The organism is Rheinheimera riviphila (genome assembly GCF_004005945.1).
Classification (GTDB): domain Bacteria; phylum Pseudomonadota; class Gammaproteobacteria; order Enterobacterales; family Alteromonadaceae; genus Pararheinheimera; species Pararheinheimera riviphila.
The window spans coordinates 1-25,539 of record NZ_SACS01000015.1; the positions used below are offsets into that span (position 1 = coordinate 1).

A 25,539-nucleotide genomic window follows, 5' to 3' on the forward strand; every position below is an offset into this window, starting at 1 on the left:
CAGTGTGCGGTGATGCGAAAATATCTGACGGGTATCTGGGCCTGCATGCAGACCCAGACTGCCTTCGATTCAACATTATTGTTCAGTGAACAACACATAAAAAATTGACAGGGAACAGAGTATCTACCTTATTGTTTGCACCGCCAATTTTACGATCTCTTTACGCCTCCACGGTTTTGGCCGCTGGAGCCTTTACGCCGCCCCGCCTTAACCTTGTCATTGGGATCTATCCACTCAAAACTTGCAAAGAGGACCCATCATGGGCTGGTTGTTATTGTTACTGGTGAGCGCGTTAAGCGTTTTGTTGATGTACGCCATGTTGGCACCGGAAAAATTCTGAGGAGCCGACGATGGAAATTATGCTGATATTAACTTTGTCGTTGCTGCTGGCCTGGCCGCTCGGCAGCTATATGACCGGAATTTTCTCCGGTCAGGCGCATTGGAGTGACCGGCTGTTTGGCCCGCTGGAGCGGGTATTTTATAAAGTGCTGGGGATCAACCAACATCAAGGCATGGACTGGAAAAGTTTTGGTATTGCCTTTTTACTCAGTAATTTAGTGCTGGGCCTGATCGCATTTTTACTGCTGCTGTTGCAACACCTGCTGCCATTAAACCCGGATGGCGTTGGCCCACTAAGCTGGGATTTAGCACTGCACACCGCGGTGTCTTTTATTACCAATACCAACCAACAACATTACTCCGGCCAGGCGCAATTAAGCTTCTTAAGCCAGAGTTTTGTGATTGTAACTTTGCAATTTGTGACACCGGCGATGGGCTTAGCGGTCTGTTTGGCTGTGCTGCGTGGTTTGCTTGGTGGCCGCAATCAGGCCACCGCACAAGAAGGTGAAGCGCGTGATCTGGGTAACTACTATCAGGATACCGTTCGTGCCGTATTGCGCTTGATGATCCCACTGGCGGCCATCGTTGCATTGCTGCTAAGCAGTCAGGGCGTGCCCTCGACTTATCAGCCAAGTCCAACCGTCAGCGTGCTGGAACCAGGGCAAAGCCTGACCGAACAAAAAATCCCATTAGGGCCAGTGGCGGCGATGGTCGCGATTAAACAACTCGGCACCAATGGTGGTGGCTGGTATGGTCCGAACAGCGCCAATCCGCTGGAAAACCCAACCCCGCTGAGTAATCTGATTGAAACCATTGCCTTAGTGCTTATTCCAATCGCCGTGGTGTTTATGGCCGGTGGCATGTTGCGCCAACGTGGTTTTGCGCTGATGTCACTTGGCGTGATGGGTTTCTTAAGCCTGCTCTGTGTTGCAGCTGCGGTCTACAGCGAACAACAACCAAACATCGCTTTTGCTGACCTTGCGCAAAGTAGCGGCAATATGGAAGGCAAAGAAGTGCGCTTTGGCACCGATTTATCGGCGCTGTGGGCGACACTGACCACCCAAACCTCCAACGGTTCGGTCAATGCGATGCATGATTCGATGAACCCACTGGCTGGTCTGGTCACCCGCTCCGGCATGCTGATCAACGCCATTTGGGGCGGCATCGGCTGTGGTTTTGTCAATTTTATCGTGTATGTCTGGATCGCGGTCTTTATCGCCGGTCTGATGATTGGCCGCACCCCCGAAATTTTCGGTCGCAAACTGGAAAAAGCGGAGCTGAGCGCCTTGGGTGTACTGCTGGTGCTGCCTAGTGCGGTGATCCTGTTATTTACCGCTATTACCCTGAGCTTTCCGGCGTTGATCGGCAACAGCAACCCAGGCTTACACGGTATTTCGCAGGTGTTTTATGAATATACCTCGGCTTTTGCCAACAACGGTTCTGGTTTTGAAGGATTGGCTGACAACACGCCCTGGTGGAATATCACCTGCGTCATCGTGCTGCTGCTCGGTCGTTATTTGCCACTGCTGATCCCGCTGTATATCACTGGCATGCTGGCGAAAAAACGCCAGATCCCACCAAGCGCGGCTAGCTTACCGCTGGCGAACGTGACTTTTGGTGTGACTTTGCTGACGGTGATTTTAATCCTGAATTTCCTGTCGTTTTTACCTTCGATGGTGCTCGGGCCGATTGGTGAAGGATTAGCTGAAACTCAAATCGAAGCAATTTCCCAACAAACATCCACCATCACTACACAGCTGCAATCCGTTACCGGAGGTGCCCAATGAATACGGCCGTGTTAACCCAAGCCAGTCTGGCTGCTTTTCAAAAACTAACCCCAACCCAGGCCGTCAAAAGCCCGGTGATGTTGGTGGTGTGGGTCGGTACTTTACTGGCGCTGTTGTTAACCGCCGGGCAAATCCAGCAAGGCCAAGCTTATGGCTTTGCGCTGGCCTGTAGTTTGATTTTGTTTTTCACCTTATGGTTCGCCAATTTCGCTGAAGCCATTGCCGAAGCGCGTGGCCGGGGTCAAGCGCAAAGCCTGAAAGCCAGCCGCCGTGATTTAACCGCCCAGTTGCTGAACCGCTCTGGTCAGCTGTCAAAAGTAGCCGCCAGCCAACTGAAAGCCGGTGATCAGGTGCGGGTACAAGCCGGTGAATTTGTGCCGGCCGATGGTGAAATTATTGCCGGTGTTGCCACCATTAACGAATCAGCTTTAACCGGTGAATCAGCGCCAGTGCTGCGCGAAGCCGGTACTGATCACTCAGGCGTGATTGCCGGTACCACAGTACTCAGCGGCACCATCACGGTACAAGTGACAGCAGAAGCCGGGCATAGTTTTCTCGATAAAATGATCCGCCTGGTCGAAGGTACTAATCGGCAAAAAACACCAAATGAACTGGCGCTCACGGTGCTGTTGGCTGCCTTAACGCTGGTGTTTCTGATTGCCGTGGCGACCTTACCGGCGCTGGCCAGTTTTGTTGGGATTGAGCTTGATTTGCTGATGCTGATTGCGCTGGTTGTTTGTTTAATTCCAACCACCATCGCCGGTTTACTGCCAGCTATTGGTATCGCCGGCATGAACCGGGCGCTTGCTGCCAACGTCATTGCCAAATCCGGTAAAGCGGTAGAAGTGGCCGGTGATATTGACACGCTGCTGCTGGATAAAACCGGCACCATCACCTTTGGCGACCGCCAGGCCACCAACTTTTTACCACTGCCAGGTATTGCGATGAGCCAACTGGTGCAAGGCGCACAGCTTTGTTCGCTGCAAGATCCAACGCCTGAAGGTAAATCGGTATTGAAGCTGGCGCAGCAAGAAGGTTTTGCCGAGCAGACCGCACCGGACAATGCTGAATTTATTCCGTTTAGCGCGCAAACCCGGCTGTCGGGCCTGACCTGTGATGATGGTGGTCACTGGATCAAAGGCGCCGCCGATGCCGTAAAAAAATGGGCACAAAGCCGTGGTATTGCAGTGCCTAACGCGCTGGAACCGCTGGTGACCAAAGTGGCACAACAAGGTGCAACGCCTTTAGTGGTCGCCAATCAGCAGCAAATCCTTGGGGTTATTCAACTGTCCGACGTGATTAAACCGGGCGTGGCTGAGCGTTTTGCCCAGTTGCGGGCGCTGGGTGTGCGCACTGTGATGGTAACCGGCGACAACCCAATCACTGCTGGCGCTATCGCGGCTATTGCCGGAGTTGATGATTTTGTTGCTGAAGCTAAGCCGGAAGACAAGCTGGAGCTTATTCGCCGGGAGCAGGCCAAAGGCCGCTTGGTGGCGATGGTGGGTGACGGTACCAACGATGCTCCGGCACTGGCGCAGGCCGATGTTGGCCTGGCGATGAACTCGGGTACTCAGGCCGCTAAAGAAGCCGGCAATATGGTGGATTTAGACTCAGATCCAACCAAATTACTGGCAGTGGTGGAAGTGGGCAAACAGCTGCTGATCACCCGCGGCGCGCTGACCACCTTTTCGCTGGCCAACGACGTTGCCAAGTACTTTGTCATAGTGCCAGCGGTATTTGCGGCAGCCATGCCGGGGATTAGCGCGCTGAATTTTATGCGGTTACCTGATCCACAAATTGCGGTGTTGTCAGCGCTGATTTTTAATGCACTGATTATTCCGGCGCTCATTCCACTGGCGTTAAAAGGCGTAAAAATCCGTGCCATTAGTGCCGAAAAACTGCTTCGAAACAATATGTTGATTTACGGACTTGGCGGTATGTTGCTGCCGTTTGTGGCAATCAAACTGATTGATGTTGTGCTGAACTGGATGATTTGATGATGAACAATACCCTGCTTACTCAACCTGTGTTTAACCCACAACAACAACATGCCCACTGGCGTCCGGCGCTGGGTTTAGCCGGGACCATGCTGTTTTGCTGTGGCCTGCTGTACAGCGTTTCGGTCACGGCAATCGGCGGCTGGATCTTTCCGGACCAGGCCAATGGTAGTTTGCTGAGCGCTGCGGATAACAGCCTCACCGGCTCGGCGCTGATAGCCCAGCCCTTTAGCGCTGCGCATTATTTTCATGGCCGGCCATCCAGTGTTGGCACTGATCCAATGTCGACCGGCGGCAGCAACCTGGCACCGTCCAATCCAGCATTGCGGGAACGGGTTGCCGCCAGCAGTACTGCATTAACCGCGCTTTATCAGGTCGCGGCCACTGAGCTACCGGTGGATTTACTGGCCAGTTCCGGCTCGGGTGTTGATCCGCATATTTCACCAGCCGCGGCAGCATTGCAGTTAGCCAGAGTGGCGACAGCACGTGGCATTTCGCACTCCGCGCTGGAGACTTTGTTGCAACAACAGATTGAAGGCCCACAGTTTGGCTTATTGGGTGAACCGCGGGTCAATGTGCTGCTGCTAAATTTGGCTTTGGATCAGCAATTTCCGCGCAGCGAATGACAGCTACTGACGACCAAACATTATTTTCTCTTCCCGTTTAAACAGGATTTTACGATGTCTACTTTGTTATCTAAAAATGCATTCTCAGCCGTGAAAAGCACTGTGCTGTTGGCAACTGTAATGTTAATCACCGCCACCCCGTTGCAGGCGGATGAGTTTAAAAGCGCCGCCTCAGTCACGCTGATTTCCGATTATCTATACCGTGGTATTTCTCAAACCAACGAAGGCCCGGCGCTGCAAGCCAGCCTGACGCTGCAGCATCAAAGCGGCGCTTATCTCAATGCCTGGGGTTCCAATATCAAATTTGGCGACGGCAGCATGGAGCTGGACTTGTCGGCCGGTTATCTGTGGCAATTAAACCCCGACTGGAAACTCGACCTTGGCCTGATGCAATACCGTTATCCAAAAGGCGATAACGCAAGTACCGAATTTAACTTTGTTGAGGCGTACGGCAAACTGAGTTACCAGCAACTGACGGTGGGTCTCGCCATCACTGACGATTATTTCGCCGCCGGTGTTGGTAAATTTGTCTATTGGAGCGCCGACTGGAACCAGCAGCTGAGCAATCAGCTGCTGCTACAATGGCATCTGGGGTACAATCAATTTGCTAATACACTGGAATATAAAAACTTTATGGCAGCGAGCGACGAGTCTGATCAGGGTTATGTTGACTGGAGTCTGAAACTGCAAAGCTCCCAATTCGGGTTCGACTGGGGTCTGGCCTACGCCGGTACATCGGTGGATACGGCAGCCTGCGCCACGCTTTGTGATAACCGCTGGTTAGTCAGCGTCAGCAAAAGCTTCTAATTGATTGCAGAGGAATAACGCCATGGCAACAGACGCCAGAAGCCAGCAAGCTGATGCGTTGCTGAAAAACCTGCAGCAGCGCCAAGGTGGCCAGCTGAAGATCTTTTTAGGCGGCGCGCCGGGTGTCGGTAAAACCTGCGCCATGCTGAATGCGGCGCGCGAGCGTCAGCAACAGGGTTGTCAGGTGATGGTCGGTCTGGTGGAAACCCACGGCCGCGCTGACACTGAAGCTTTGTTGCAGGGTTTTATGCTGTTGCCACGGCGGGTCATTGATTATCAGGGCCAACAACTCACTGAATTTGATTTAGACGCAGCACTCACCGCCAAACCACAGCTGCTGTTGGTCGATGAACTGGCGCACAGCAATATGCCAGGCTCGCGTCACAAAAGACGTTATCAGGATATCGCTGAATTATTGGCGGCTGGCATTGACGTCTACACTACGGTCAATGTGCAGCATATTGCCAGTCTGAATGATTTGGTGCTGCAGGTCAGTGGCATCCGGGTCAGTGAAACGGTGCCGGATCAATTTATCGACGCCGCGCAGCAGCTGGTGTTTGTTGATTTAGCGCCCAACCACCTGCTGGAGCGGTTGCAACAAGGCAAAGTTTACCTCGCCGATTACGCCGCCACTGCCGCCCAGCAATTTTTCCAGCTGGAAACCCTGACTGCACTGCGTGAAATGGCGATGAAACGGGTGATGAGCCATGTCGATGCCGCGCTGAAAACCGAGCAGGACAGCAAAGCCAAACGCAGTGATTACCGCATTCAGGACAAACTGTTGGTGCTGATTTCCAATCAGCGCGACCATGAATACCTGATCCGCATCGGCCGCCGGGTTGCCGAAAAACGGCAAATGCCGTGGCTGGTGGTATGGGTTGATACCGGTAAATTGCAGCAGTTAACAGAGCAGCAATCAATGCAACAACGGCTGCAGGCGGCCTTTGCGCTGGCGCGGGAACTTGGCGCAGAAACTGATATTTTGCGTGGCCCTTCCACCTTACAAATGGTGTTGCCCTATATTGTCGAACACCGGATCAATTCGGTATTGGTCGGCGCCGGCACCCGCCGCCCGTGGCAGCCGTGGCGTAAGCCGTTGTATCAGCAGCTGATTAACAGCGGCTTACCGTTAGAAGTTTCAGTCTATCGGGCTGACAGCACGCCAACCCCCGTCACGGCCCCTGCCCCTACGTCCGGCACTTTTGGTCAAACCGCCGGTTATGGTTTTGGCGTGTTGGTCACCGCACTCGCCAGCCTGTTGGCGGTTGGGCTACATCGATTTTTAGAAAGCGGCAATCTGGTGCTGATTTTTGTGCTGGCAGTGGTGATCTGTGGCCTGAAATATGGCGCCAGGCCAGCCATTTTTACCGCACTACTGTCATTTTTCAGTTTTAATTTTTTCCTGACCGAGCCGTATTTTACCTTTAACGTCAATAAAAACGACGACGTCGCGACCTTGTTGTTTATGTTGGTGATCGGCATGGTCTGTGGACCGGCAGCATCGCGCATCCGCCGCCAATTGTTATTACTGAAAACCGCCAATCGCGACTCCGAACTGCAACGCGATTTTGCCCAGCAGCTGACGGTGATCCACCAAACTGATACTTTATGGGAAACCTTAGCCACCCAGCTGAAACAAGCACTGCGCTGTGAGGTGCATCTGGTGCTTTGGAATGAGCAACAACAGCAACAGATCCCAGCACTGTCACAACCCTTGCTGGCCATTGATCAGGCGATGATTGATTGGTGCCGCCGCCATCAGCAAATGGCCGGACGTTTTAGCGATACCTTAAATGCCAGTCACTGGACGGCGTTGCCGCTGCTGGTAAATGCCCAAACAACCAATTCTCATCAGGGAAAGGCCCAAACCATCGCGGTGATCATTTTGCAATTGCCCGAGCGTCAACAAGTACTGCGGCCGGATGAACTGGATTTGATCACCAGTTTAAGCCAGCAAGCAGTCAGCGTCTGGCAGCGGATTGAACTGAATAGCGCGCTGGAAAGCTCCAAACTAAAAGCCGAAATGGAGCAGTTGCGCTCGGCTTTATTGTCGTCGGTGTCGCACGATTTACGTTCGCCATTAGCGGCAATGATGGGCTCGGCCGAGAGCTTGCAAGTGCTGGACCGGCAATTATCGGATGAGGATCGCAAAGAGCTGTTAAGCACCATTATGTTGGAGAGTCAGCGGCTGGATCGCTACATTCAGAATCTGCTGGATATGACACGCCTGGGCCACGGCACCTTAAAACTGCAGCGCGACTGGGTGTCGGTGGACGATATTATTGGCAGCGCCCGCCAGCGTCTCAAACGGTTTTTCCCGCAGGTGGAACTCGATTACCAAACTGAACCGGAGATGCCGCTGCTGTACGCCCACGCCGCTTTATTGGAACAGGGTTTGTTTAATATTCTGGAAAATGCCGCCAAATACAGCCCGGAAGGCGAGGCGATTAAAGTCTGGGTCAGCCGGGTTGTCAGTCATGACCAATCGCTGTGCCGCATCGAAATCGAAGACAGCGGCCCCGGCATCCCGGAGCCGCTACGCGAAAAAGTGTTTGATATGTTTTATGTGGTAGCCGACGGCGACAGCAAAAGGCACAATACCGGCATGGGCCTCGCCATCTGCCGTGGCATGATTGGCGCGCACGGCGGCACCGTTCAGGCGCTCGCCGCCCGCAGTGGCCCCGGTTCCCGTTTTGTCGTGGAACTGCCTTTTCCTAAAACACAAACCGGAGATTAACCCTGTTGTCAGCGCGCATTTTAGTGATTGATGATGAAACGCAAATCCGCAAAATGCTGCGGATTGCGCTGAAAAGTGTCGGCTACGATGTCACCGAAGCAGAGTCGGTGGCGTCCGGCTTAAGCGCGCTGGTGCGCCAGCAACCGGATTTAGTGATTTTAGATTTGGGTTTACCGGACGGCGATGGCCTGGAACTGTTGGCCGAGCTGCGTAGTTTCTCGAAAGTACCGGTGATTGTATTGTCGGTGCGAAATGGCGATAGCGATAAAATCAAAGCACTGGATTTAGGCGCGCAGGATTATGTCAGTAAACCTTTTAGCGTGGAAGAACTGCTGGCTCGGGTGCGCGCACAGTTGCGGGATCGCTTGCCCGATAAAACCCCGGCGCTACTCGATGACGGTTATCTGCAAATTGACCTCGCCCGCCGCTTGGTGCTTTGTAACGGCCAGGCCGTTGAATTTACACCGAAAGAATACGCCGTGCTGGCAACGCTGGCCCAGCACCGGCAATGCGTGATCACCCAAAAACAGTTGCTGGAACAAATCTGGGGCCCGACCCACGGTCAGGACACCCACTATTTACGCATTGTGGTCAGCCATATCCGGCAAAAAATCGGCGATGATCCGACCCAGCCGAAATATCTGAAAACTGAAGCGGGGATTGGTTATCGGTTGATGTTGTAGGTGTTATTCTGTTTTTTGATTTAAAGTCATCCTCGATACCCCCATCATTCAAAAGCTAGTTGCAATAGGTTGAGCGTCCGCCTGTACTCCGGCCATCAGTGGGAAACATATAACTCCTTTTTAGGCTCAGGGAATTTAGTAAATGTCTTTTAGTCGCGATGGATTCAGAGATTATTTAGGCAGCTTGAAAAAAGCTGATGGCAAGCCGCATTTTACTAACAATACTATTGATAGTTACTGCTCAGGCTTAAACCATATCTATAATGCATTGCAGATCGATGTTTGGTCATTGACTGACCAAAATAAGATACAGCAGATTATCCATGACACTGCCCCGACAGGCATTCATGCTGTTGTGGGATTACATAATAGCCGCGTACCGTACAACGCAATCAAAAGATGGGCCGACTATGTAGCCATTGGTTCCATTGACGTTGAGCCGGCAACATATCTGGTGCATTGGGCACCAGCACGGACATTAAATGCAGATTCAAATCCGGTAACTTTGGCACCTGATAGCGAATTAAGCATTTCCTGTGATTCAAAACAACCGGCGATTGGTGACCTGGTTTATTTAATGAGATATGAATCATCACCTCAGGGCATAGTGGCTAAAGCCGTTGTAACACGTACCTCCTTCGACGCACCTTACTGGAGTGACCCCACGAAAACATGGCGTTACATCGATATTAAGGTGGTGGAAGTGCGACAGACTGTGGCCGAGGGGTTGTTACCGGAGTTATTACTGGAACGGTTCTGCGACCGCCACCAATCCAGTTTCAAAAAGTCACTCACAAAATCTGGTGTGTTAATTCCTGTTGCTATTGCCAATGAGGTGACACGGCTGTGGGCAAACAGTCAGCATGTGCACAGCCTGCGGCAGTTTATTGAGTGGACGCAGCAGGATGAAGTGAATTCAAGGCCGGACTGGTTGCCTCAGTTTCAAGAGCGATTGGCCGAAGTTGAACAAGTAAAAACGAGTCCAGAGCCTATACCAAACAAGATGTTGGAGTGGCTGTGGACACCCGGATATAACGGAATTTGTTCCGTGATGCCGGGTGTCTTGCCGCGAGTCGATTTTGAACTGCAGAAGGCCTTTTTACGTGGCGTCGCCGAATCTATTCGGACGGAACCATCGGCAGAAACACATCAGCGCATTTTTAAAACCTGGGAGACGGCAGTTCGCCAAGGGAAATTTGAGAAAACTTATCACGTCGTTATAAACCGGGTATTCGCTGCATTTGCAGCTGAGCAATATTCCACTATCGTCAGTCCGACAAATTGCAAAAAGGTGCTGCAATGCTTGCAGCAAGAATTCAGGATGGATTTGCAATTGCCAAACGAATGGCCTGAACAGAACGCTTGGATACTAAGCAGCCTGCAAGATGCGGGTGTAGATATGAGCAAAGTTGCGGAAAACAACGTGGCGATCTGGCAAATATGTAAAGCATTGGATGCCCGTAAGAAGATAATTCTTAACGAAACTGATATCGCTGAAGACGTGGAAGGAGATATCCAGGTGTCAAACACAGATTTAGTTCCATTAAACCAAATTTACTACGGCCCACCAGGCACTGGTAAAACCTATATCACCATGCAAGCTGCGGTGCAGGCTGCAGAACCAGGCTTTAGCTGGCAAACCCGGAACGAATTAAAAACCGAATATCAACGACTAACCGATACCGGCCGGATTGTGTTTGTTACATTCCACCAAAGTTATAGCTATGAGGATTTTGTGGAAGGACTTACCGCAGAAGCGCTCGATGGCAAAGTTAGTTATAAAAAGAAGTCTGGTCTTTTCAAAGAGTTAGTTGAGGACGCCAAAAACTCCAGCGAATGCGGCAACGAAGCATTTGATAGAGCCTGGCAAAAGATGCTCGACATGCTGGACGCGAGTGGAGACGAAACGATCATGGAAACTATCAGAGGCAAGAAATTCAAGGTGGCCTTTGAAGGGAATAAAACGTTTCGCGTATATCCGCAAAATTCTCAGCAAGAAGATCCATACTACGTAGCAAGTGTATCAAATGTAAGAAAATTATATTATGGCGCGACAAAAAAGGGCATGTATAACCCTTCATATGTTGAAGGCATGCTTAGTTTCTTAAAGCAGCATTGTGATCTTCCAGAAAAACCACCTACAGAATACGCCAAAAAACAGAATTTCGTTCTGGTCATCGACGAAATCAACCGAGGTAATATTTCTCGGATCTTTGGTGAACTGATTACGTTAATTGAGCCATCGAGACGATTGGGTGGCAATGAACCACTGGAAGTAATTTTACCACTTACTGGCGATAAGTTTTCTGTGCCGGATAACCTGTACATCATCGGCACCATGAACACTGCCGACCGTTCGCTGTCTGGACTTGATTTAGCACTGCGCCGTCGTTTTGATTTTATCGAAATGCCGCCACAACCACAGTTATTGGCCGATGTCTTTGTTGAAGATGTTGACCTTGAATTAATGCTCAAAACCATCAACGAACGGATTGCCGTGTTATTGGATAAAGACCACTGCATTGGCCATGCATCATTTATGCATTTACATCCAGAACACCGTCCGGCAAACGCTCCTGAGTTTGCCAGTTTGAAGGAATTGGCACAGGTGTTTCAGCACAAAGTGTTGCCATTGCTACAAGAGTATTTCTTTGAAGACTGGCAACGCATTACCTGGGTACTGAATGATCAGAATAAAGCGACTGAGATCGCTTTTATCCGCAAATCGGCCGGTAAGCCAATTGCAGAGTTATTTAAAAACGTATCGCAAATCAAAGCACGTGATCGGTGGGAGATAAATCAGGATGCGTTTGAAAGCGCGAAAGCTTACCAGCTGATTTATCAGGACGAGGCCGCTTCGGCATGAATAAAGCCGTAATTGTGCGGGAATATGCCAGGCTGACTTTTGCTGAGCTTGCCGAAAACACACTGGACCAAGCGCAGATCTCGCCCAGTGCCTTTCGCTGGTTAGTGGAGCTTGGGCAGCAATTTCGTGCAAACGGCTTAGCACTGCTGGAGCTTGATAATCAGCAATGGCTTCGTCTCGATAACTATGTTGGAGTGCTTGAGTCACCCTGTGGCCAAGTGATTGAAATACTTCCGAAACATCGCAGTTCAACAAATTGTATTGAGAGTGCCCGCCAGCTGCTGTGCAAACTGATTTGTAACGCGCTGGACATAAAGAGTAGAAATACTTCGCATACCAGTATCGAGCGATTTGACACCTCATTGCCAGAATGGTTGATGCGACAGTTTTTACAAGAGTTGGACACGCTGTTTAAGCGTGGTTTGCGCTTTGATTACCAACGAGTAGAAGAGCAGCAGCGTTTTTTGCACGGACGCTTGGACGTGAACAAACAACTGCGCCAACCTCCCGGTCGGGAACACTTGTTTAATATCCAGCATGATATCTTTAGTGCCGACCGCGCGGAAAACCGGTTGCTTAAAACTGCTTTGTCAAAGGTGTGTACTGCCACCCAAGACAGCGAAAATTGGCGGCTGGCTCATGAGCTACAAAGTTTGCTGCACGAGTTGCCGCAGTCAACTGATATCCAACAGGATTTTCGTCACTGGCAGGAGTCCCGACTGATGGCGCACTATCAGGCGATCAAGCCCTGGTGTGAGTTTGTGTTAAACCTGCATGTTCCGTTGGCTGTGCAAGGCGACTGGCGCGGCCTTAGTTTGTTATTCCCAATGGAAAAACTGTTCGAAAATTATGTTGCTGCAGAACTTGGCAAAGCCTTAGCGCAAACTCCTGGGACGGATAAAGAGTTGCGCACTCAGCTGGCTTCCCGCTATCTATGTACACATTTGCAACAGGACATGTTCCAGCTGAAACCTGACTTATCGCTAAGTCTGGGCGGTTTAGGGCAACCCACACAACGCTGGATTTTAGATACTAAATGGAAGTTGCTGGATGGTGTTGCTCGCGATGACAAATATGGCTTAAGCCAACAGGATTTTTATCAAATGTTTGCTTATGGCCACACCTACCTGAAAGGGCATGGCACCTTAGTGCTGATTTTTCCGGCCTGGGATAAGTTTCCTGTCTACACAAAACCGCTACATTTCAGCTTTGATCCAAACTTGCAGCTATTGGCGTTACCATTTGATTTAGAAGATGAAAATTCCGCGAAAACCTTGATTTCATTGCTGCAACATGGTTTTAAACAGTCAAGTACTGCAGCGGCGTAAAAACAGGGACTCAGATGAACAAAGATCAGTTAGCACAGGTGATGTCCAAATGGTGGTAAACAAAACCGCGGCGAGGTGTTTTTATGGTTTCTATTGAACAGTTAGAACTCTGGATCAAGCTTCCGAGGGAAAACGAACATCTCGAATTTAAGACGGCGAGTAATCAGTATGATAGTACCAAACTACTGAAATATTTTGTGGCGCTTGCCAACGAAGGTGGTGGTCATCTGGTGTTGGGTGTCACTGATAAACTGCCGCGCCAGATTGTCGGATCAAAGGCACTTCCGAATCGTGAAGCGACTACGGCCATGATTTTAGAAAAATTGCGTATCCGGGTTGAGATCACAGAACTTAATCACCCGGATGGCCGGATTGTGATTGTTGAAATTCCTTCTCGTCCTCAAGGGCAGCCATTGCATTTGGATGGTGCATATTTAATGCGTGCTGATGAAGAACTGCAACCGATGACTGCTGACAGGTTGCAAAATATTTTTAATGAAGGCAAATCCGAATGGCTTTCTATCATTGCTAAAGCAGATGCCAATCCTGAAGATTGTTATCGCGCTGCTGGATACTCAAACATGGTTTGATCTGTTGAAATTACTGCGAAGAAAAAGGCACTGGCATCGACAAAATTGTGGATGCAGCCGAAGTCTATCAATTACCTGCGCCAGACTTTCGGGTAAGTGAAGTTAGGACGACGGCTATTCTGTTTGCATATCAAGAAATTTAATGTCATGAGTAAGCTTGATCGTATCCGAGCCTGTTATCAGCATTGCTGCTTGATGTATGTTAACAATCAACGCATGTCGAATGAATCTATGCATAAGCGATTTAATTTATCAGAAAAAAAGCGGCGACAGTTTCTCTGATTATCGGAGCTACCAAAGAGTTGGAACTGATTCAACCAGACGACTCAGAATCGAGTTCAACCCGTTATGCTCGCTATCTGCCGTATTGGGCGTAAGTGCTTTAAAGCAAATCGCCAGCAGAATAGTTTTAATTCATAAGTGCATGTTTCATAACAATTAAAGTATTTTAATCCAAACCGCCATGGAGAGAATCACTGTCAGAACAATGCCAGTACCCGTGAATGATGTCGAAGGTTCGTAGAAGCAGACCAATACAACCTATAGTGATTGCTTTACTAAACTAAAAAACTACTCCTGCTTCGTCAATGCCAATAAATCTTCCAGCTGCATACTGACATAAGAACAATTGGATCGCAGCTCGGAGCTTTGTCGTTGCACATTATTGCTGTCGTCTGGGGCTTGTTCGAGTTGGTGCAATGCTTGTTGCATAGTTTGAATGGGCGGCAGCAGGTGTTGTTGCAATATTCTGGAAATTTGTTGTTTTAAGCGATAATTTTCCTGCAACGTATCAATCTGTTGACGCATTTGTTTCACACTTTGAATCAGCGCAGCATGGGTTTTTACCCTGGCTTTGACCACCGGCGGATTGACCGGTTTGGTGATGTAATCGAGCGCACCCAGTTCAAACCCGCGCACCATGTCCTGGGTTTGATCCAGCGCGGTTAGAAAAATCACGCTGATATGCTGGGTCAGCGGATTGGCTTTGAGTTTGCGGCACACCTCAAAACCGTTGATATCGGGCATCATCACGTCCAGCAACAACAGGTCGGGTTGCGGCTCGGCGGCACAGATTTTTAAGGCTTTTTCACCGCTGGTGGCGGCGCCGACTTTGTAATCTTTGCGCAGGATGTCGCTGATCACCTGAATATTATCAGCCACATCATCCACCACCAGAATACGGAGCTGTTGTGGCTCGTTGCTGGCAGTATCTGTACTGGCACCGCTGGCATCGCTTGGTTTTTTTGCAGCTGAGTTGGCTTTTTGCGGCCCTTCAATCGCCCGTTGCACCCGTTCAAGCAGGATTTTGGTGGTAAAAGGTTTCACCACATATTCGGAAACGCCGGCCTTAATCGCCTGCACCACAGCGGCTTGTTCAATCACCACCGACATCATCATAAAAACCGTGCTGGCGTTTCGTTTATCCGCTCGCACCCGCTGCAGCAATTCCAGGCCATTCATCTTCGGCATGTCCCATTCGGCAATGATAAAGTCGATTTTCTGCTGCGACAAAATATGGAGTGCATGCTCGCCATTCGAGGCCTGGAGCACTTTGTCAAACCCAAGATCCAACAGCATATTGGCCACGGTGTCGCGCACAATATCGCTGCTATCGGCCAGCAGCACGGTCATTTGCGGGTAAGTTTTTTTGGGGTTTGCAGCAGATTCCATCGTTCCGTCCTTAGATCTCTGAGTTTGCTCCTGCGGCAACACGGTGGTGCCATGGGTACAGCTGTATCGTAAAAGGTTAGTAGCTTTTTTCGGAATTGGGAATATTTGATCCATCCGGGGTACTGACTTGACGAACACCCCTTCATGCATGACAGTTGAACTGTGGCTGTCCACGATTGCATTTGATCACAACAACAGTAACGCAATCCACCGATCCAGCCGAATGTTCCAAACCCACTTTGCAGGATGCTACGGGATGACCCAACGGCAACCAAAGGATCAACATGCGTGTTTGCCGTCAGGGATCTGAACCCGGTTCGAAGCGCCGTCTGCAGTTTTGTCAGCTGGCTAGCACGTGGTGGGCGCTGCTGTTACTGGCTATCGTCAGTTGCCAGATCACGGCCGATACTTCGGCCAACAACGCCGATCACAGCGGCATCACGCAAAAAGTCGAAAAGCTGTCGGTGTACAGCATGCAAGCCAATCCACAAATGTTTAGCGTGGCGAAAGACCACGATGGTTTTTTATGGTTTGGCACCGTCGAGGGCGTAAAAAGATACGACGGTTATCAGTTCAGCTCTTTTATGCACAACCCGGCGGACAGCACATCGTTAGCCCACGACAATGTCGGGGTGATGCTGAACGATTCCAAAAACCGGCTCTGGGTTGGCACCTGGGGCGGCGGCCTGAATTTGTACCAAAGAACCAGCCAGTCGTTCCGGCATTTTCGCCATGATGCCGCCATGGCCACGTCACTGGGCGCCGACAAAGTGCAATCGTTGTTTGAAAGCCGCAGCGGTGAGATTTGGGTCGGCACCAATGGCGGTGGCTTGAATCTGTATCAGGAAAGCAGCGGCAGTTTTATCCGTTATCAGCACGACCCCAACAACCCGCACAGCATTGGCAACGACCGCATCTGGGGCATGGCTGAAGACAGCCAGGGCAATATCTGGGCTGCCACCACCAATGGTTTGTACCAGCTCGACCGCAGCACCCAACAATTTCGCAGCTACGGCGTGGCAGCAGGCGCGCTGGATCACCCGGAAGTTCGCTCGATATTTATTGATCAGCAAGACCGGCTGTGGGTATCAACCCGGCTTAGTTTTGGCCAGTTTGACCCAGCCAGCAACAGCTATCAGCGTCATGCACTACCTGAAGGCGAATTGCCAAGCGTCAACAGTATGTCGGCACAGGGCAAGCTGCTGGTGCTGGCAACTTTAGCCGGGGTTTATCATTTTGATCTGGAACACAAAAAATTTGTGCCCGCCGCCCTCAACGGCAACTGGTCGTTATTACCCAGCAATGACGTACGCCAGGTATTGATTGATTCCACCGGCATTTTATGGGCAGCCACCCGCTATTCCGGCGTGGTGAAAGTGTTTCCGCGGCTGCCGGCGTTTCAGGGCTGGAGCAACTACTTGCAGCAGCAACCGATGGCCGGGTTGTTTTCGCAAGTGTTGTCAGTTGTGGCGCGACCAGAAGGTGGTTTGTGGCTGGGTACCGGCAAAGGCATGGTGGCCTTTGATGGCAAGCAACGCTTTGAACCACTGCAGTCCAGCCATTTCCCCGATCAACTGACCCGGTTTCGGATTAAAAATATGCGTTATGCCAGTGATGGCACTTTGTATATCAATACCGATACCGGGCTTTATGCAATGGACGCCGCCAGCAGACAAATCCGGCCGCTGCCGCTGGATTGGCTGAGTTTGCAAGGGGATGGCATCGAATCGTTGAGTGTGGATAAACAAGATCAGCTGTGGCTGGTGTTGGCATCTTCCAACAATGTGGTGAACTGGGATCCGGTGAGCAATCAGCGACGGGAGTTTTTGACAGACGTCGACCCGACTTTTACCTTCGTCGATGACGAAAACGAAGTCTGGATTGCGACCGCTGGTCAGGGCACCTTTCGGATCAGCAGTGATCGCAATAAGGTTACCCATCTTGAACACAGCGCTGCGGCGGGTAGCCTGAGCAGCAATACCGTTACCGCCATTCGGCAAGCTGGCGCGCAAACGCTCTGGTTGGCCAGTAGTCAGGGGGTCGACCGATATGCCAAAGTGAGCGGCAAGGTGCAGCACTTTAACCATGTGATTGAAGGTGAAGTCATCGCCATTCAGTCAATCAGTACCGACCACTACGGCAAGTTGTGGCTGGCGACCTCCCACGGCGTGTCGCGCCTTGATCCGGATACTGGTGTCTTTAACTATTTCAGCACCAACGACGGTTTAAGCAGCAATGGGTTTATGCCAAGGGCCGCCACCCAAACTGCCGATGGCCGGATATTTCTGGGTAGTGTCGGCGGCATCACCGCGATTTCGCCGGCGGAGGTGGTGGTCAATCATGTGCAGCCGCCGGTCGAAATTACTGCGGTGACCGTGGATGGCAAATTACAACCGTTTCCACTGCCAACGGTGCTGGAACTGCCAAATGATTTTAAAAATCTGACCATCAGCTACGCCGCGCTGGATTTTCAGGCCACCGAAGACAATCGGTATCAGACCCGCTTGCTCGGTTATGACCACAACTGGAGCAAAAGAACCGGCGAGCATCAGCAAAGTTATGGCCGGCTGGAACATGGCAGTTATCAGTTTGAACTGCTTGGCAGCAACAATCATGGCGTGTGGAACCCAGAGCCGCAGCGGCTGCAGATCAAAGTGTTACCCGCCTGGTATCAAACCACGGTGTTTTTAGTGCTGGCACCTTTGACACTGGCGCTGGCCATTTTTTCGTTTTTGCGCATTCGGCTATTGGCGCAACAACAACGCGAGCGGGAACTGACCGAACTGGTTGAACGCCGTACCCACGACATTTTTGTGCTGGGGGATGTGGGAAAAGAAATCGCCGCCACCTTTGAGCTGGAGCAGATCGCCCGCAAAATTTATGACCATCTGCAGGCGATAGTGCCAACCGATACCTTTGCTATTGGCTTGTTTAATCAGCCGCAGGATGAAGTGGATTTTATCTTCGCCATGCACAAAGGCCAGCGGTTACCAGCGTCCGGTGCCCATCAGCAGACCAACGGCCGCCCCAGCGCCTGGTGTTTACAGCAGCAGCAGGAATTTATCGCCGCCAGCCCGGAAGACTGGGCAAAGTTTGGCATGCAGGCCGCGGATTGCCTGAATGGCGCCGCCACCCAAACGGTGATTTGTGAGCCGCTGATCGCAGGCACTCAGGTGCTGGGTATTTTGACGCTGCAAAGTGATCAACCACACGCCTTTAATAACGACCAGATTAACATCGTGCGGATCATCACCAGCCATGCTGCGGTCGCAGTGTCTAACGCTTTGTCTTTTCAACAGTTATCCGAAACCAGGCAAAGGTTTGAAATGGCGATGATTGGCGCCAATGCCGGTTCCTGGGAACTCGATAACGAAAGCGGCACTCTGATCACCAATGAAATCTGGGCGACGTTATTAGGCTATAGCCCGCAGCAACTGACTGATTTATATGGCCATGGCATCGAACAGCTCAGCAAGTTGGTGCATCCGGACGATTTAACGATGGCGAGAACGGCTTTTGTGCAACATCTGAAAGGCTTCATCGACATTTACCGGGTGGAACTGCGGATGAAAAGCTGCAATGGCAGCTGGAAATGGGTGTTGGTGGTCGGCAAACAAGTCCAGCAAAAAGTGTTTGGCATTTTGCTCGATATCAGCGAGCACAAGGCGATGGAATTGGCGCTATTGGAAGCCAAAGAAAAAGCCGAAACCGCCACTCAGACCAAGTCGGATTTTTTATCCAATATGTCGCATGAAATCCGCACGCCGATGAACGCCATTATCGGGATGAGTCATCTGGCGCTGCAGACCGAACTGGATCGTAAACAGCGTAATTACATCGACAAAGTGCATCGTAGCGCGATGTCGTTGCTCGGCATCATTAACGACATTCTGGATTTCAGTAAAATTGAAGCAGGCAAACTGGATATTGAACAGGTGGAGTTTCGCCTCGAAGATGTGCTGGAAAATATGACCGATTTAGTGGGCATAAAAGCCGCCGAGAAACAGATTGAACTTCATTTTAACGTCGCCGCCGACTTGCCGCCGGTGTTGTTGGGTGATCCGCTGCGCCTCGGACAAATTCTGACCAATCTTGGCAACAACGCAGTGAAATTCACCGATAAAGCCGGTGAGATTTTGTTGTCGGTCAGCGGGCAACGACAGCCGCCACAGCCAAACCAACATCAACATCAACATCAACATCAACATCAACATCAACATCAACATCAACAGCCCAATCCACAAATCGTGCTGCATTTTTCACTCAAAGACAGCGGCATCGGTATGAGCCCGGCGCAACAAGCACGGTTGTTTCAGTCCTTTAGTCAGGCCGATAGTTCCACCACCCGCAAATATGGCGGCACCGGCTTGGGACTGGCGATCTGTAAAACGCTAACGGAACTGATGCAGGGTAATATTTGGGTGGAAAGTGTTGAAGGTCAGGGCAGTACTTTTCATTTTACCGTCTTGCTGGGCGAAGGTACGCCGGATGCGCTGCCGGCCCCCTTCTGGAAAACCGCGTCGGAAAGTTTGCGGGATCTGCGGGTGCTGGTGACGGACGACAACGCCACGGCGCGCGAAATTATCGGCCAGCTGCTGACCGAACAAGGTTGCCTGGTCACGCAAACCAACACCGGCCAGGAAGCACTGAACATGCTGGCCCATGCTGACGCGACTTTAGTGCCTTATCAGCTGTGGTGCCTCGACTGGAAAATGCCGCAACTGGATGGCATCAAAACGCTGGAGCAACTGCCGCCATTGCAGCTGCAGCAACCGCCTAAAGTGTTGATGGTTACCGCTTACAGCACCGAAGATGCGAGGCTGGCCGCCGCCCATCTCACCATCGATGGATTTTTAAGTAAACCAGTCACCCGCAGCGTGTTTTGCCAGGCACTGCTAAACGCCACCGCGACCACACCGGTCGAACTGGCTAAGTTATCGCAGCAGTATGCAGCAACGCCAAGCACTGAAAATAAGGTCGCTGCGGCCATACGCCAGTTACAGGGCACCCGTATTTTGCTGGCTGAAGATAACGAGTTAAATCAGGAGTTGGCGATTGAGCTGCTGACCAGCAAAGGCATCCACGTGACTTTGGCCAAAGATGGCCAGCAGGCACTGGATTTGCTGCAACAACATCATCTGCAGCAGCAGGACTTTGATGGTGTGCTGATGGACTGTCAGATGCCGGTGCTGGATGGCTACGAAGCCAGCAAAGCGCTGCGGGCGCTGCCGCAATTTCAGCACCTGCCAATTATCGCGATGACCGCCAACGTGATGGCCGCCGATGTGCAAAAAGCCCGCGACAGCGGCATGAACGACCACATCAGCAAACCGATCCGGCCGGACGACATGTTTGTAACGATGGCAAAATGGATCCAAGCTGCGGCGGGCACGACCGCTGGAAATGCCAGGCGATCAGCCCTTGATATGGCTGACTTTAGCCCAGCAGAAGTTGGCGCACTGCCGCTGCTGCCCGGCATCGATACCAATGCAGGCCTAATCACCACCGAGCAAAATGTCACGCTGTACTTAAAATTGCTGCGCCGTTTTGCCGACAGCAATCAACAGTTTGCCACCGACTTTGCACAAGCCTCACAAAGTGCTGATCCGCAGGCCGCGGCTCGCTGCGCCCATAGTTTACGCGGCGCCGCTGGCAATATCGGCGCCCGCGCGGTGCAGGCCGCTGCCTCTGTTTTGGAACAGGCCTGCAATCAGCAAACCTCCTTCACCGAACCACTGGCCTTGGTGGCAGATGAACTGGCGATCGTACTGCAATCTTTATCGCAGCTCAGCGGCGCCACGCCAGCAGTGTCCGCCATAGCGTCAGCACCAGCCGCCGATCCGGAGCAACTACGCAACATGCTGGCGCAACTTCAAACCCTGATCGCCGATAACGACACCGCCGCTGTGGATGCGGCCGAACAGCTGGAGCCACTGCTCGCCGGCACCCACTGTCAAAGCACCTTAACCGAACTTTGTAAGCATATTAACCAATACGATTTTGACGAAGCGGCCGCGGTGTTTATCACCTTGCAACAGCAGTTTGAATCTTAGAAAAGTCATTGATTTAGAAGACTTTCTGACTTATGTGCGCTAGCACACCGAGCCAGAAAAATATAAACAGTACGCTGGAGGGACATCAGCTGTATGCTGCCTGTTAAGCCCACTAATTGTTGAGCACAGATATGTCCCCACGATCACCCGCCAAGCCACAGCCGAATCCTCAGCAGAATCACTTACTGGCCGCGTTATCGCCCGACGTCCAAAGCCGGTTATTTCCGCATCTGGAGCTGGTGCATTTACCGCTGCGGGCGCTGATGTATGAATCCGGCACCAGCATGAGCCATGTGTATTTTCCAACCGATTCAATCGTTTCGCTGCAGTACGTGATGGAAAACGGCGCCTCCACCGCTATTCTGGTGGTCGGGAATGAGGGGTTGCTCGGCATTACGTTATTTATGGGCGGTGAAAGTACCCCTAGCCGCTCAGTGGTACAAAGCGCCGGTTACGCCTATCGCCTGCCCCGGCCACAGGTCAAAGAAGAATTTAACCGTCACGGCCAGTTATTGCTGCTGATGCTGCGTTACACCCAAGCGTTAATTACCCAGGTGGCGCAAACCGCCGTCTGCAACCGCCATCATTCCATCGACCAACAACTGTGCCGCTGGTTGCTGCTGTCGATGGACCGTTTGTCTCACAACCACTTAACCATGACCCAGGAATTTATCGGCCACATGCTCGGCGTCCGCCGCGAAGGCGTCACCCAGGCCGCATTAAAACTGCAACAACTGGGCGTCATCTCATACTCCCGCGGCCTGATCAAAGTCATCGACCGCGACCAACTGGAACACTTAAGCTGCGAATGCTATGAAGTGGTGAAAAAGGAAACCGCAATCCTGTTAACTTACCTGCCACAACGCCAGCTGATTAAAAACCCGGAAGATATTCCGGTGGTGGTGTTAAAAACGCAGTAAGTTTTGCGGGGTGGCAAATGCAAGGTTGTGCACTGCTGTGGCGGTTCGATAAAAGACGATGCTTGCAAGCGTCAAATAGCTATCCGGCGTACTGCCGCTGACGCGGCGAGTAGCGCCCTACGATTTATTTTTAGACAATAGATCAATTAAAACAATAGATTAAGACCATTTTGAACCTAGGTCGGATAAACGCGAAGCGGGCCATCCGACAAAAGACTTTTGAAACTATACCCAAAATCATTGAAGATTCGGGTAGGCGGCAAGTGAGCGAATCCCCAGGAGCATAGTTGTCCTATGCGACTGAGGTGAGCGAAGGCGGCCAACAACCCCGAATCTTCAAGGATGACGGGTATATACCTCAGGGTCTATCTCTTTGATCGTACTGCCTCGTTTGACCAAAGCTGGCTATATGTACACAATACTGCTTGCGCAACCAATCCTGGTTCCCGGTGGTTAAATCCGATGCAATCTTTGAATACCCTGACGTTACATTACCTGCAGGCGTTTGTCTTAAGTGCTGAATTAGGCTCCGTTTCTGCGGCAGCACGTGCGCTAGGCAAACGCCAGTCTCAAGTCAGCAGCTGGGTGCAGGAGCTGGAAGCTGAGCTTGCGATCGAACTCTTTAGCCGCAGTGGCAATAGTTTGCAATTAAGCGCGGCAGGCGCAACTTTGCTGCCTTTGGCCCAGCATACGTTGGCCCAGTCTGGCCGCTTGCAGGCGGCGGCGAGTGCATTGCAGCAACACCAGATACTGGTACTCAAGGTTGGCGTTGCCCTGCATATTCCGCAGCCCATCTTAACCGAGGCTATTGTCAGTTTTATCCAGCAACAGCCTCAGGTGCAAATCCACCTTTGTACGAAAAATGAGTCCTTGCTGATGGAAGGCTTGCTGAATAGAGAGTTTGACATGGTGTTGCTGCACGAAAGCGTCGAACTGCATAACAGTCGTTACGACTATTGCCGGGTCGGCCATTATGATGAAGTGATGGTGGCACGTGCCGGCCACCCGCTCGCAGCGCAACATAAGGTGAGTCCGGCTGATTTAGCGCCGTTTCGTGAATTGATCTGCGCTACGGATCACCAGCAACAGCTGGAAGAAAGCGGCTACAGTGGCCATTTCAGCTTGATCGATGATTTTAGTACGCTACGCACCGTATTATTGAACACCGATAGTATCGCTTTGCTGCCCCGCATTCTGATACAAAACGATCTTCAACAAGGCATGCTCGTACCGTTACCACTGAGTTTTGAATTGTCACCAATCCGCCGCAGATTGGAATTGCGCTGGCCATTGGGCGGCCAGCACCATCAATTGGTTGGCTGCTGGTTAGCGCTGGTACAACAAACGCTTAGTAATCTGCACTCTGATACACCACTTGGCCGTTCATCATCGTCAACAGGAATTTAGCCTGGCGGATCCGGGCAGGTTTTGCCCGGCTGATATCCTGATCAATCACCACCAAATCAGCGGCTTTTCCGACCGTCAGCGAACCTGTTTGCCCCTCAAGCCCCAAGGCTTTGGCGGCATTAATCGTATAAGCATCAATAGCACTTTCGGTGTCTGGGAATTGCTGGCCCTTTAATTCCAGCGCGTTAGCGATACTGATTAACGGATTCAAATCGTTGACATTCCAGTCACTGCTCAATGTCAGATTCGCGCCTGCCGCACGCAAAGCACCGACCGGCATGAGCTGCACAGCCCGCTCATGACCTAACCAAGGCTCCGCCCAGCGGTGGTCCGCGTGTAGCACCCCTTCGTTACCGATTTGCACATCAGCATCCACACCCAATGCCTTAAAACGTGCTAGATCGTCGATCTGTACTAACTCAAGATGAGTTAAACCATAAAGCCGGGTCGAGCCTTCCGCACGGGCATGCGCTACGGCATCCAGTGCCTGACGGGTACCGCCATCACCGATGGCATGAATATGGGCGCCATAACCAATATCATCCAGCTGCACCAGCCACCATTGCAGCTGATCTGGGCCAATATAATCCAGGCCTGTTGGCAGGTCCGGATTAATGGTCTGGCGATATGGCTGTAACAGCCGGGCCGTGCCGTTTTGCAGTAAACCGTCGCTATACAGCTTCACTTGATGAATCACCAGCAAGCGGCTGGTGTCGGGCTGATAGACTTTGCGGAAAAATTCCAGTTGTGGCGCTGCCGGATCAGCCGGATAAATCCAGGGTCTGATGCTGACCCGTGCTGTTAATTGTTTTTGCTTCTCCAGCTCTTGCCACGTCTCCAGCCAACCGCGCTTCCAATACAAACGGCCATCACCCACTGTGGTTATGCCATTTTCTGCTAACTGGCGCAGACCTTTTTGCAGACCACGTTTGTGTGCATTTTTCAGATCTGGTTGTTGCTTCCAGGCCATTTCAAATAGTCGATCTCCGGCATTGTCCAGTAAAATTCCACTCAGACTGCCGTCAGTTTCCCGCAGCATGCGGCCCCCCTGCGGATCGGTGGAATGCTGATTGATCCCCGCCTGCTGTAATGCTTTGCTGTTGACCCACATTGAATGAGAAGTTTGTTCCATCAGCACCACCGGATTATCCGGAAACAACCGGTCCAGCAATGCGAGTGGGGATTCGTCTGAAATCTTTAATAATTCGGCTAATTCATGACCATAACCCATCAGCCAGTCGTTTGGTTCCAGCGCTAATTCCCGGCCACATTGCTGCAGCGCTTGCTCATAACCACGCACATTGTGGGTATCAGATAAATCGCAATCACCACCAATTTCTGCATCGGCTTCAAACACGTGGTTGTGATTATCGATAAAACCAGGGCCAATAAACGCCTTTTCCAAATCCTGCCAGTTGCGCAGGTTGGGATATTTTTTCCGTGCTTCAGCAGCTTTACCAATAAAGGTGATTTGGGTGCCTTGTACTACCAATGTGTCGGCGTTGTCGTGCTGATAAATGACTGCATTCGTCAACACTACAGCTGAGTGTCCAGCCACATTTTGATCTTTCTCATTGGCATCAGCTGCTTTGCAACTGATAAAAAGGCTACTTGCGATCAATAAGGGTAAATAACTTAATTTCATCTGAGTGGTCTCTATCTGCTTCAGGTGACTGCACGATACCAAAAAAAACTGACGATAAAAGTTAGTCACTATCACATTAAAGA

16 protein-coding genes and 1 pseudogene are annotated in these 25,539 nt (G+C 51.2%); 15 read left to right on the forward strand and 2 right to left on the reverse strand.

What is annotated here, in order from left to right; all coding sequences use genetic code 11:
- The 12 genes and pseudogenes from EOE67_RS21160 to EOE67_RS21095 all read left to right on the forward strand — a co-directional run.
- Window positions 1-108 (forward strand): annotated as a pseudogene (locus EOE67_RS21160) (IS110 family transposase); the annotation flags it as partial.
- A gap of 151 nt (window positions 109-259) precedes the next feature.
- Complete coding sequence (locus EOE67_RS21090) at window positions 260-340, forward strand: potassium-transporting ATPase subunit F (RefSeq protein WP_420849778.1); 81 nt, start codon at window positions 260-262, stop codon at window positions 338-340.
- A gap of 10 nt (window positions 341-350) precedes the next feature.
- Window positions 351-2,126 (forward strand): potassium-transporting ATPase subunit KdpA, encoded by a 1,776-nt coding sequence (gene kdpA, locus EOE67_RS13630; RefSeq protein WP_127699853.1) that lies wholly within the window; start codon window positions 351-353, stop codon window positions 2,124-2,126.
- Window positions 2,123-4,123 carry a potassium-transporting ATPase subunit KdpB gene (gene kdpB / locus EOE67_RS13635; RefSeq protein WP_127699856.1) on the forward strand — a complete coding sequence of 667 codons (2,001 nt, stop codon included), beginning with the start codon at window positions 2,123-2,125 and terminating at the stop codon, window positions 4,121-4,123. The genes kdpA and kdpB overlap by 4 nt, the downstream gene beginning before the upstream one ends.
- Window positions 4,123-4,749 carry a potassium-transporting ATPase subunit KdpC gene (gene kdpC / locus EOE67_RS13640; RefSeq protein ID WP_240652818.1) on the forward strand — a complete coding sequence of 209 codons (627 nt, stop codon included), beginning with the start codon at window positions 4,123-4,125 and terminating at the stop codon, window positions 4,747-4,749. Before kdpB ends, kdpC begins: the two co-directional genes overlap by 1 nt.
- Before the next feature lie 54 nt (window positions 4,750-4,803).
- The gene (locus EOE67_RS13645; protein ID WP_127699858.1) at window positions 4,804-5,556 is read left to right on the forward strand and encodes a TorF family putative porin; all 753 of its coding nucleotides are present in this window, start codon (window positions 4,804-4,806) and stop codon (window positions 5,554-5,556) included.
- A gap of 22 nt (window positions 5,557-5,578) precedes the next feature.
- The gene (locus tag EOE67_RS13650; protein ID WP_127699860.1) at window positions 5,579-8,293 is read left to right on the forward strand and encodes a sensor histidine kinase; all 2,715 of its coding nucleotides are present in this window, start codon (window positions 5,579-5,581) and stop codon (window positions 8,291-8,293) included.
- 5 nt (window positions 8,294-8,298) lie between these two features.
- Window positions 8,299-8,976: a response regulator gene (locus EOE67_RS13655; protein ID WP_127699862.1), complete on the forward strand. Its 678-nt coding sequence runs from the start codon at window positions 8,299-8,301 to the stop codon at window positions 8,974-8,976.
- 142 nt (window positions 8,977-9,118) lie between these two features.
- Window positions 9,119-11,842, forward strand: coding sequence for an McrB family protein (locus EOE67_RS13660; protein ID WP_127699864.1), 2,724 nt, complete (start codon window positions 9,119-9,121; stop codon window positions 11,840-11,842).
- The gene (locus EOE67_RS13665; RefSeq protein ID WP_127699866.1) at window positions 11,839-13,170 is read left to right on the forward strand and encodes an McrC family protein; all 1,332 of its coding nucleotides are present in this window, start codon (window positions 11,839-11,841) and stop codon (window positions 13,168-13,170) included. The genes EOE67_RS13660 and EOE67_RS13665 overlap by 4 nt, the downstream gene beginning before the upstream one ends.
- A gap of 83 nt (window positions 13,171-13,253) precedes the next feature.
- A complete protein-coding gene (locus tag EOE67_RS20695; protein ID WP_206099597.1) occupies window positions 13,254-13,760 on the forward strand; it encodes an ATP-binding protein in 507 nt (168 codons plus the stop codon).
- A 47-nt stretch (window positions 13,761-13,807) separates the two neighbouring features.
- Window positions 13,808-13,903 (forward strand): hypothetical protein, encoded by a 96-nt coding sequence (locus EOE67_RS21095; RefSeq protein WP_206099598.1) that lies wholly within the window; start codon window positions 13,808-13,810, stop codon window positions 13,901-13,903.
- 427 nt (window positions 13,904-14,330) lie between these two features.
- Here EOE67_RS21095 and EOE67_RS13675 read toward each other — a convergent pair whose 3' ends face one another.
- Window positions 14,331-15,431 (reverse strand): response regulator, encoded by a 1,101-nt coding sequence (locus EOE67_RS13675; RefSeq protein WP_164852335.1) that lies wholly within the window; start codon window positions 15,429-15,431, stop codon window positions 14,331-14,333.
- A 284-nt stretch (window positions 15,432-15,715) separates the two neighbouring features.
- Between EOE67_RS13675 and EOE67_RS13680 the strand changes: the two genes are divergently transcribed.
- From EOE67_RS13680 to EOE67_RS13690, 3 genes are all read left to right on the forward strand, one after another.
- Window positions 15,716-21,484 (forward strand): response regulator, encoded by a 5,769-nt coding sequence (locus EOE67_RS13680; protein ID WP_127699870.1) that lies wholly within the window; start codon window positions 15,716-15,718, stop codon window positions 21,482-21,484.
- A gap of 131 nt (window positions 21,485-21,615) precedes the next feature.
- Window positions 21,616-22,404: a Crp/Fnr family transcriptional regulator gene (locus EOE67_RS13685; protein ID WP_127699872.1), complete on the forward strand. Its 789-nt coding sequence runs from the start codon at window positions 21,616-21,618 to the stop codon at window positions 22,402-22,404.
- A 462-nt stretch (window positions 22,405-22,866) separates the two neighbouring features.
- The gene (locus EOE67_RS13690; RefSeq protein ID WP_164852336.1) at window positions 22,867-23,811 is read left to right on the forward strand and encodes a LysR family transcriptional regulator; all 945 of its coding nucleotides are present in this window, start codon (window positions 22,867-22,869) and stop codon (window positions 23,809-23,811) included.
- Here EOE67_RS13690 and EOE67_RS13695 read toward each other — a convergent pair.
- Window positions 23,753-25,345, reverse strand: a complete 1,593-nt coding sequence (locus tag EOE67_RS13695) for an amidohydrolase (protein WP_206099599.1) — start codon at window positions 25,343-25,345, stop codon at window positions 23,753-23,755. The two genes, EOE67_RS13690 and EOE67_RS13695, sit on opposite strands and share 59 nt — an antisense overlap.
- Window positions 25,346-25,539: the final 194 nt, after the last annotated feature.